We start from the raw sequence: 10306 nt of genomic DNA, 5'->3' as shown, positions 1-10306 counted from the left end.
ATTACCGACGGCCCTGGTGGCGTCATGAGCTCGTGGAAACTGAAAGCAACGAGTGGGGATACAACAGAACAGGCAATCAAAAACGGAGAGACCGTTACCTTTGCCGCGACCGGCGAAGGACTCACTGCCACAAGAAAGGGCATGACCATTACATACGGTATCGACGGAAGCCAGATTAATATTGCCAAAAACACGACTGTTACCGGTCTGAAACAGGATATCAAAGACGCTAAGGCCACAGTCAAAGCAGGCGACTATGTGAAGGTTAAACCAAGCACCGAGGACGGCACGGACGGAACTATCTACACCGTGACCGGTCCGAAAGTCGCCGTAGTTGATGGAGAGGAAAACCTTGTTGTCGATGACATCAAGGAAGGTGACAAGAAAGTCGGTTACCAGCTCAAACTGAAAAAAGATTTGACAGGCCTTACCAGCGTTACAAGTGAAGCATTCAAAGTTGACGATAAGACATATATCAATAGCAATGGTATCAATGCGAATAGCAATAAAATCACCAACGTGGCAGATGGTGACGTATCCGCAACCAGCACCGACGCGGTGAACGGGAAACAGTTGAACGAAGTAAAAACAAAAGCTGAGACCAACGAAACGAATATCACGAACTTGACAACTCGTGTGGACGGACACGACACGGCAATCCAAGAGAACAAGACGAATATTACGAACTTGACGGGTCGGGTGGACACCGCAGAGAAGACAATCAAATCCAACACGGAAGCGATCGGTAAGAACACGAAAGCTATCGAAGCCAACACCGAAAACATCGGTAAGAACACGAAAGCTATCGAAAAGAACGCCGAAAACATCGGTAAGAATGCCGAAGCCATCGGTAAGAACACCGAGAACATCGGTAAGAACACCGAAGCCATCGGTAAGAACACCGAAAACATCGGTAAAAACACCGATGCAATTGCCGAAAACAAAGCTGAAATTTCCAAGAAGATGACTTCGTGGAACTTGAAAGCCGAAGGCGTTGATGGGAAGCAGGAAATCGAAAACGACGGTACGGTGACCTTTGATGTAGCGGAAAAAGGTAAGGGACTCACTGTCACGAGAGACGGCTCGACCATCAAGTACGGTATCGACGGAAAGACGATTGATATTTCCGAAAACTCGACTGTCAAGAAACTTGAAGAGAATATCGAAAACAGCAAGACCACGGTCAAATCGGGAGATGACAATATTTCGGTTGCCAAAACAGACGGCAAAAACGAATACACGCTCACTCTCGCGGAAGACCTCAAAGGCTTGAAATCGATTTCCAGCGAGACCGTCAACGCAACGACCGTCAACGCAAGCGGCAAGGTCACTGTCGGCGATAACGTAACGATCAACAAGGAAGGTCTTACCATCAAAGAAGGCCCGTCTGTCACTACGAAAGGTATTGACGCGGGCAACAAGGCAATCACCAACGTGGCGGACGGCAAAGCCGATACCGACGCGGTCAACGTAAGACAGCTCAATGCGATTGCGAACCGGAGCGATCAGAACATCGCCATTCTCGGCGGCAAAGTGAGTGAACTGGACGGTCGTATCGACAGAGTCGGCGCGGGAGCCGCGGCGCTCGCCGCCCTCCATCCGCTCGACTTCGATCCGGATGACAAGTGGGACTTCGCGGCCGGCTACGGCAACTACAGCGGCGCGAACGCCGTCGCGATCGGCGCGTACTACCGTCCGAATGAAGATACCATGTTCAGCGTCGGCGGTTCGTTCGGCGGCGGTGAAAACATGGTGAACGCGGGCGTTTCCGTCAAACTCGGACAGGGTAACAACGTCACGACCTCCAAAATCGCTATGGCGAAAGAGATCAAAGATCTCCGCGCCGAAGTCGAAGTATTGCGACAGGCGATTGTCGGCGTCGGTCAGGGACAGGAACTCGATCCGATGAAGATGAAACTCTTCCCGGACATCGAGAAAAACCACTGGGCCTATGAAGCGGTCGAAGAACTCGCGAAACAGGGATTGCTCGAAGGTTATCCGGACGGCACCTTCGGCGGCGATCGCATGATGACCCGCTATGAATTCGCGGAAGTCGTTTACCGAGCCATGCAAAAAGGCCTCAAGGTAAACGAAAGACTGATTCAGGAATTCGAACCGGAATTGGAACGTTTCCGCATTGATGTCATCTCCAAAGACAAAGACGGAAATCCGGTCATCGAAAGAGTCCGCGCCAATCAGCAGAAAGCTAACTGAAACTTCATAAAACGGCACGACCGAAGTAAAAAGAAAACACCGAGGAAATAACTCCCTGTTTTTCGTGTTGCATGTAAGAAAGAAAAAATAGTACATCCGCCATGCGAAATAAAGAAATAATTCATACATGACAACTAATGAAGAAAGGAATTATATTTTTATAAAAATATAATTCCTAAATGAGTACATAAAAGAAAGAATACAAACCGTAAGCCTTCCCCGACTACGGGGAAGGTGGTGGCGGAGCCGTTGGAAGGGGGTAAGCGTGAGGAAAAACGAAAGGACAGTTTTTACAGAATGGCATTAGATACCTTCCCGTCATTCTCGAACAAAGTGATGGCAAGCGAACGGCTTTTCGAGGTGCGGAGCAACGCTGTAAAAAGAAGTGAAACGCCATACCTGACCAACGGGAGCGGTAAGAATGACGGTAGAGGGTACAGAATCTAAATATTTTCCCTGTGTACGAATGCTTGCCTATATCGTCTTTCGGTTACGGCATTTTTATTCACGAGAAACGCATGTTTAAAGGAAAAAGAAAATATATTTATTTTTTGGACGATCCTTTGAGGGCTCTCTTATTCCCTGTGGGTACCTCTGTTTATGCAAAAAAGTATTAATATCGAGAAATTTAACATGAAAATAGAATTTGCATAGAAAATAGGAGATAAAAAGAGAAAATAATAGAAAAACAAAGAAAAAACGAACGAATGATTAAAATTTAAAAGCATATTTCTATAAATAATATGAAATGGTCTTAAATGATAGAGTTGAAAACCTGAAATTTGAAGAATGAAACAGGCGTAAGGAAAAAATGTTGTAAATAAATAAAATCCACTTGTTCATAAAGCTTAAATCGGGTAAAATGTAAACGAGTTAGAATTTGTATATTGTAATTGGATTATAGTTTTCAGGGCGTTTAGTTAGTTTAGTTAAAGGAGAAATGTATGAATAAAATTTATGAACTTGTCTGGAGTAAAGTAAGAAACACATGGGTGGTGGCATCTGAAATTGCCAAGGGACACGGGAAAAATTCTTCATCCGAAAAAAACGGAACTATTTTGAAATCCGTGATTCTCATGGCGCTGTTCGGGAGCTTCATGACAGCAGGTATATCACCTGTTGCTGCGGAACTGACAGCTGACCAGAAGGCTGTCTATGATGCTGTCTTGCAAAAACTGGAAACAGAAAAGAAAACAGTCCACTACTTCTCCGTCAACGGCGTGAAGACAGGTGCAGGTTCGAACTACAACAATGACGGCGCGACGGGATTGAATTCGCTGGTCATAGGAGGTAAGGCAATCGCGCAAGGGGAAAACTCCATGGCAATAGGATATATAGCACAAGCACAAGGGGTAAATTCCGTGGCAGTAGGATATGTAGCAAAAGCAGGAGGAGTAGCTTCCGCGGCATTAGGATCTGGAGCAGAAGCACAAGGGATCTGGTCCACTGCATTAGGAGTTGTCGCAAAAGCGCAAGGGGAAGAATCCACGGCATTAGGACATAGCGCACAAGCAGGAGGGGCCCAGTCCGTGGCATTAGGAAATAAAGCACAAGCACAAGGGCGCTATTCCACGGCGTTAGGAAGTCAAGCAAAAGCAGAGGGGGCAAAATCTGCAGCCTTCGGTACAGAGGCACATGCAAAAGGTGATACCTCTATAGCAGCCGGGATGAAAGCAGAATCAATCGGCAAGAGTTCTATGGCTTTAGGTATAAGAACGAAAGCACAGGCAGATGGCAGCGTTGCTCTAGGAAATGACGCTGTCGCCGGCAGAGAAGCAGGAACAGTTGGCTATTTTGCATCTGCCAGTGGTACGACCCTTGATGATGTACTGACAGCGCTGGACAAAAAAACGGACTATGATAACTGGACAGCAACAATCAATGCATCAAAAGCGGAATACGAAAGATTAACAAACGCATATTTTGACGCAAGTGAAGGTGAAAAAGATGCTGCGAAGGCGGCTCTTGACGCATGGAAAGGACAGCATCAAGACTTTGTAAAGGCTCTGGAAGCGAAGAACCGACTGGAAGCCACATGGAAAGCCAATAGAGGGGCAGTCAGTGTAGGCGGAGAAAGTGTGGACGCAGCAGGGAACAAAATTATTACAAGCCGCCAGATTACGAACGTAGCCGCAGGAACAGAAGACACCGACGCGGTGAACGTGGCACAGCTGAAAGTCGTGAATGAAAAAGCGGATAAGAACGCGACCGACATTACCGACTTGAAGAAGATGGTCAACACCAGCGGCAAAGCGACTAAAGTCATGGTAGACGGAAAAGAAAACAACACCGAGGGCAATCTGAAAATCACGAAAACAGACACCGACGGGCAGTTGACTTATGACCTCTCCCTGAATGACGAAATCACCATCGGCAAAGCCGGAGAAGACGGCAAAGACGGTAAAATCGGCATCAACGGTAAAGACGGGACGAGCGCTGAAATCCGCGTAGGACAAGGAAAAGCCGGTGCAGATGGCAAAGACGGTGAAACCACTACCCGTATCATCTACAAAGACAAAGACGGCAACGACCATGAAGTGGCTACCTTGGACGACGGCCTGAAATTCAAAGGAGACAACGACACTGTCGTGACCCGCAAACTGAATCAGCAACTGAACATTACAGGTGGTGCGAAAGCAGAAGACCTCTCTGATGACAATATCGGCGTGGTAGGAACAGCCGGCGATAACGGCGGCATGGCGGTCAAACTGTCCAAGAAGCTCAAAGGTCTCACTAGCGCGGAATTTAAAGACGGAGATAACGTCACCAACATCACCGGCGGAAACGTAACCATTACAAGAAAAGAAGGAAATGTCGACCTTTGGGAACTCAATAAAACCGTCAATAACATCACCACGGGAACAACGGATGTCAGCAGTTGGAAGCTTCAGGCCAACGGTAAAGATGAACGCATCATCAAGAAAGACAGCGTCGTCAACTTCAAAAACGGAGAAAATACAAAAGTCACCGTCAAAGGAAATGATGTTACTGTCGACCTGAATGACGCTACTAAAAAACAGATCAACGACAATACAACGAATATTAAGAACATTGATGGCAGAGTGACCAAGATTGAAAACAGTATCGACCAAAAAATAGAAGGTGCTAAGGTCACGGTCGAGGGAGATAAGGACACCGGCGTCAAAGTTGAAAACACGGCAGAAGACGGTAAGCCGGTTAATTACAAGGTAAGCCTCGATGACAAAGTCAAAGTAGGCAAAGTAAGCATTGACGGGACAGGTGACAAGGGTGAAGTCACCGGACTGACGAATACAACGATTGATGCTGATGACTTTGCCACAAAAGGTAGAGCAGCTACCGAAGAGCAGCTGAAAAAAGCCATGGCGGCTACACAGGAAGCGAGCCGCACGATGGTCAAAGCCGGAGATAATATCACAGTTACACCGGCTACGGAAGGCGCATCGGAGTATACGGTTTCTCTCAAGAAAGATATTTCCGTAGACAGCGTCACGGCCAATGAATATAAAGTCGGCGATAAAACCTACATCAATGACAAAGGCATTAACGCTAACAGCAAGAAAATCACGAACGTGGCTGACGGTAAAGCGGACAATGACGCGGTCAACGTCAAACAACTTAATGTCGTCAGAGATGGCGTGGCAATGAACAGTCAGAACATCTCCGTTCTCGGAGGCAAAGTGAGTGAACTGGACGGCCGTATCGATAGAGTTGGCGCGGGAGCGGCTGCGCTTGCCGCTCTCCATCCGCTGGACTTTGATCCGGATAACAAATGGGACTTCGCGGCCGGCTACGGTAATTACAGCGGCGCGAACGCCGTCGCGATCGGCGCGTACTATCGTCCGAATGAAGACACCATGTTCAGCGTCGGCGGATCATTCGGCGGCGGAGAAAATATGCTCAATGTAGGCTTCTCCATGAAAGTGGGCAAGGGCAACGAGTATATGAAACTTTCCCGCCCTGAAATGGCGCAAAAACTGGAAGAACAGAGCAAGGAAATTCAGGAAATGAAAGCCAAGGATAAGGAACGAGACGCGCAGATGCAGGAAATCATGCGCCAGCTCCAGCTTCTCCAAGCGCAGGCAGCAAAATAAAAGATTATTACCGGAAAGATCATTCTTTCGGAACAGAAAAAAGGTCACGACGTACGCCGTGACCTTTTTCGCATGGAAAAACGTATCGGCTCGCCGAGTTTTGATTTATATACGGTTAAAAAGCAAGACGGCAGCGGCGGCTTGTTATGGCAATTACTTCATTGAGCGATTTTTTCTGAGGGCAAAATTTTCGTATTATCCGAGAAAGAACGGGTAGGATTACTTTTCCGTGCCGAAAAGTACCCGCGCGCGTGAACTAACGTGTATAATAAATGGAAAGTGACGAAATCAGATGACGGAGGCAAGGGATGAATGAAAAGGCGGCGCGAGCGTATCGCGCGTTTTTGGAAGCGTACGGACTGGATTTGCCAGCGCTCGGAATGGAAAAGACTCCGGCGCGGGTAGCGGAACTGTATGAGGTACTGTTGTCCGGTGTCGGGCAAGGGACCAAACCGATTTGGGGCGAAGTTTTCGCGTCGGATTATCACGGCCTTTTGACGGTGACGGGTTTGCGTTTTCATTCGCTTTGCGAGCATCATATGCTGCCGTTTTTCGGAACGGCGGATATTATTTACGATCCTCGCGACGGTATGGTGGCGGGTCTTTCCAAAATGGAAAAATTGGTGCAGATGTTGTCGCGTCGTCCGCAGTTGCAGGAACGGTTGACGGAAGAAATCGCCCGCGCGGTGATGGACGATCTGCGCGCGCGGGGCGTATTTGTCCGCGTTAGCGCGGCGCATTTATGCATGACGATGAAGGGCGACAGTTCGCCCGATACGAAGATTACCACCGTGCGCGGCTTGGGCACATTGGCGCCGGGCGGTCAGAATGAAGCGCGCGTTTTAGCGCTTTTGGGAGGAATAGATGGCGGAACAACGGACGTATGTACTGAAGAATAATCGCAGCTGGACGCTCGGCGACGCGACACAGGTAATGGGTATCTTGAATTTGACGCCGGATTCATTTTCCGACGGCGGACAATGGTTCGACGTGGAGCGGGCGTTGGCGCATGTGACGGAAATGGAAGAAGCGGGCGCGGATCTGATCGATATCGGCGGCGAATCATCGCACCCGGGTTTCGTGCCGGTGGGCGCGGATGAAGAGATCGCGCGCTTGGAGCCGCTTCTCGCGCCGGTGTTGGCGCGCGCGACGGTGCCGACGTCGATTGACACGTTCAAGGCGAAAACGGCGGATTGGGCGTTGCGTCAAGGCGTGGATATGATCAATGACATTTGGGGATTGCAGTATGATCCGGAAATGGCGGCGGTGGCGGCGTACCACCAATGTCCGGTGATCGTGATGCATAACCAAGACGGCACGGATTATGAAGGCGATATTCTGGACGCGATGACGGAATTTTTTGAACATTCACTGAGCCTCGCGCAAAATGCGGGCGTAAAAGGAGAAAATATGATTCTCGATCCGGGCATCGGCTTCGGCAAGACGGCGCTCCAAAATATGGAAGTGCTGCGCCGTTTACCGGAACTGATTGAACGGTTGCCGTATCCGTGGCTTTTGGGCACGAGCCGCAAAGGTTTCATCGGTCAGGCGCTGGATTTGCCGGTGACGGAACGGATGGAAGGCACGGCGGCGACCTGCCTTTACGGACAAATGGCGGGGTGCAAGATTTTGCGCGTGCATGATGTGGCGCCGATCGTGCGCATGACGAAGATGATGGATATGATTACAGGGAAGCGACCGTATGGATCAAATTGAAATGAAAGGCATCGCGGCATTCGGCTACCACGGCGTGTTGCCGCAGGAACGGGAACTCGGCCAGCGTTTTTATGCCGATATTACGCTCGAAACGGATATGACGGCGATCGGTCGGAGCGACGAGATCGCGGACGGCGTGAATTACGCGGAGGTGTATCAGACGGCGCAGGCGATTTTGACGGGAGCGCCGGTCAACACTTTGGAAACGCTGGTGACGAATATCAACGCGGCGATTTTGCGCGCGTACCCTTTAGTCAGCGCGGTTACGACGACGGTGTACAAGCCGTCCGCGCCGGTGCCGGGACCGCTGACACATGTGGCGGTGACGCGGCGGGAGGAACGATGAGCCGCTACTATGTCGCGCTCGGTTCCAATATGGGGGATCGTCTGGCGTATTTGCGCGCGGCGTTGCGCGAACTGAAGGAAAGCGGCGCGACGGTGGTGCGCGCCTCAGCGGTCTACGAAACGCCGCCCTGGGGCAAGACGGATCAACCGGCGTTTTTGAATGCGGTGGCGTTGGTGGAGAGCGATCTCGAGCCGGCGGATTTTTTGGCGTTGTTGCAGACGATTGAAGCGGCTAACGAGCGCACACGCGAGGTGCATTGGGGCCCGCGCACATTGGATTTGGATATAATTTACGCTGAGGGCGTGCAATGCGATTCGGCGTATTTGACTTTGCCGCATCCTTATTTTTGGGAGCGCGCTTTCGTGCTGGTACCGCTGCGCGATGTGGCGGCGGAATTTACCTATCGGGGCGAAACGATCGCGCACCGTATAACGGCGCTGCCCGATGCGGCGGCGATACGAGAAGTGGCGACCTTGTGATGTGGTATAATAAACTTAATTTGAATACCTCGGCTTCGCGTGGCGAAGCCCTTTTTGCGTGAGTGATACTATGAAATCCGGATTTTGGCAAAAAATAAAAAACTCCGCGCGCTTGCAGGAGCTTTTGACCGCGTTTCAGACGCGCGGCGCGCAACTGATCCACGGCGGGAGCACGGCGCAGGAAGCGGCGCTGGTGGCGGCCGCCATGCAAGGCGGTTTGCGGCACGCGGTGATCATCGTGGAAGACGCGGCGACGCGACAGAAATGGGAAGATGATTTGCGCTTTTTCGCGCCCGAAATTCCCGTTTATGAATTTCCGTGGGTCGAACCCGCGCCGCAGCACGTGGCGGCGCAAAGCACGGAGACGCGGGCCTTGCGCACGCGCGCGCTCGCGGCGCTCCGGACGGATGAACCGGCCGTGGTCATCGCGACGATTCGTGAAGCGAGCGCCAAGATCGCCGCGCCGTCAGATCTCGCCAAGCAAATGACGACGCTTTCTTTAGGCGACGCGCGGGATCGGGAAACATGGTTCGCGCGTTTGGTGGCGCAAGGCTACGCGCGTGAGGAACAGGTGGAAAGTTGCGGCGAATTCGCGGTGCGCGGCGATATCGTCGATATTTACGCGCCGAATTACGAGTATCCGCTGCGGTTGGAATTTTTCGGCGATGAAATTGACAGCATTCGCAGTTTTGATCCGGTGACGCAACGTTCCGTCAGTACCTACGAGACGGTGACGCTGGCGCCGTTCGCGCTGCCCGAAGGCGCGAGCAGTTTGTTGGCGTATTTGGCGGACGGGGCGCTGATTTGCGATGAACCGAGCCGCACGGCGGAAGCGTTGCGCGCGCTGCGCAAAGAAGACGCGGGGAAAAGCAAGCGGCATTGGTCGTGGGCGGAACTTTTACGCGACTCGCACGCGCGCAGCACGGTTTTCTTCGCGCTGATTTCGTTGCGCGTGCCGGGGGCGGAGGTTCATGCGCGCTATCCGCTGGACGGCCGACCGGCGCCCACATTTCGTAACCAATGGCCGCATTTTGTGCAGTCGGTGCAAAAATGGTCGAGGCAAGGTTACGCGACAATTATCGCGGCGGCGGATGAAACGAAACGGGCGACGTTGGAAACGACCCTGGGCGAGTCGGGCATTTTCCCGACGGACGAAGTGGCGGCGGGCATGGTTACGATTGTTGCGGAAAATGTCGATACCGGTTTTATGTGGCCGCAGGAAAAAGTGGTTGTGCTCGCCACTGCGGATATTTTCGGCACGCAGAAAAAACGGCGGCGCAAGTATGTTCGTCACGGCAACGAGATTCGCTATTTCTCGGACCTGACGGAAGGCGATTACGTGGTGCATCAGGTGCACGGCATCGGTCGCTATACGGGTCTGGAAACGATTACGCTGAACGGCGCGAACCGCGATTATTTGCGGATCGAGTACGCGGGCGAGGATCGACTGTTTTTGCCGGTCGAGCGCATTCAGCAGC

7 protein-coding genes are annotated in these 10306 nt (G+C 51.3%); all 7 read left to right on the top strand.

All coding sequences use genetic code 11. The annotated features are described in order from the left end of the window. On the top strand, window positions 1-2214 hold a 2214-nt coding region (locus tag KH813_RS04685), incomplete at its 5' end, for an S-layer homology domain-containing protein (RefSeq protein ID WP_303993861.1). Between the two features lie 944 nt (window positions 2215-3158). Beyond that, a complete protein-coding gene (locus tag KH813_RS04680) occupies window positions 3159-6287 on the top strand; it encodes an ESPR-type extended signal peptide-containing protein (RefSeq protein WP_303993858.1) in 3129 nt (1042 codons plus the stop codon). Between the two features lie 308 nt (window positions 6288-6595). Beyond that, window positions 6596-7186: a GTP cyclohydrolase I gene (folE, locus tag KH813_RS04675; protein WP_303993854.1), complete on the top strand. Its 591-nt coding sequence runs from the start codon at window positions 6596-6598 to the stop codon at window positions 7184-7186. After that, window positions 7152-8003: a dihydropteroate synthase gene (folP, locus tag KH813_RS04670; RefSeq protein ID WP_303993851.1), complete on the top strand. Its 852-nt coding sequence runs from the start codon at window positions 7152-7154 to the stop codon at window positions 8001-8003. Before folE ends, folP begins: the two co-directional genes overlap by 35 nt. After that, window positions 7990-8349, top strand: coding sequence for a dihydroneopterin aldolase (gene folB / locus KH813_RS04665; RefSeq protein WP_303993848.1), 360 nt, complete (start codon window positions 7990-7992; stop codon window positions 8347-8349). Before folP ends, folB begins: the two co-directional genes overlap by 14 nt. Further along, window positions 8346-8828: a 2-amino-4-hydroxy-6-hydroxymethyldihydropteridine diphosphokinase gene (gene folK / locus KH813_RS04660; RefSeq protein WP_303993845.1), complete on the top strand. Its 483-nt coding sequence runs from the start codon at window positions 8346-8348 to the stop codon at window positions 8826-8828. The genes folB and folK overlap by 4 nt, the downstream gene beginning before the upstream one ends. A 70-nt stretch (window positions 8829-8898) precedes the next feature. Continuing rightward, window positions 8899-10306, top strand: a 1408-nt coding sequence (locus KH813_RS04655; RefSeq protein WP_303993841.1) for a CarD family transcriptional regulator, incomplete at its 3' end; no start/stop codon positions are given.

The organism is Negativicoccus succinicivorans, assembly GCF_018373335.1.
Lineage (GTDB): Bacteria > Bacillota > Negativicutes > Veillonellales > Negativicoccaceae > Negativicoccus > Negativicoccus succinicivorans_A.
The sequence above is the reverse complement of the archived record's forward strand: the minus strand, read 5'-3'. Positions and strand labels throughout refer to the sequence as shown.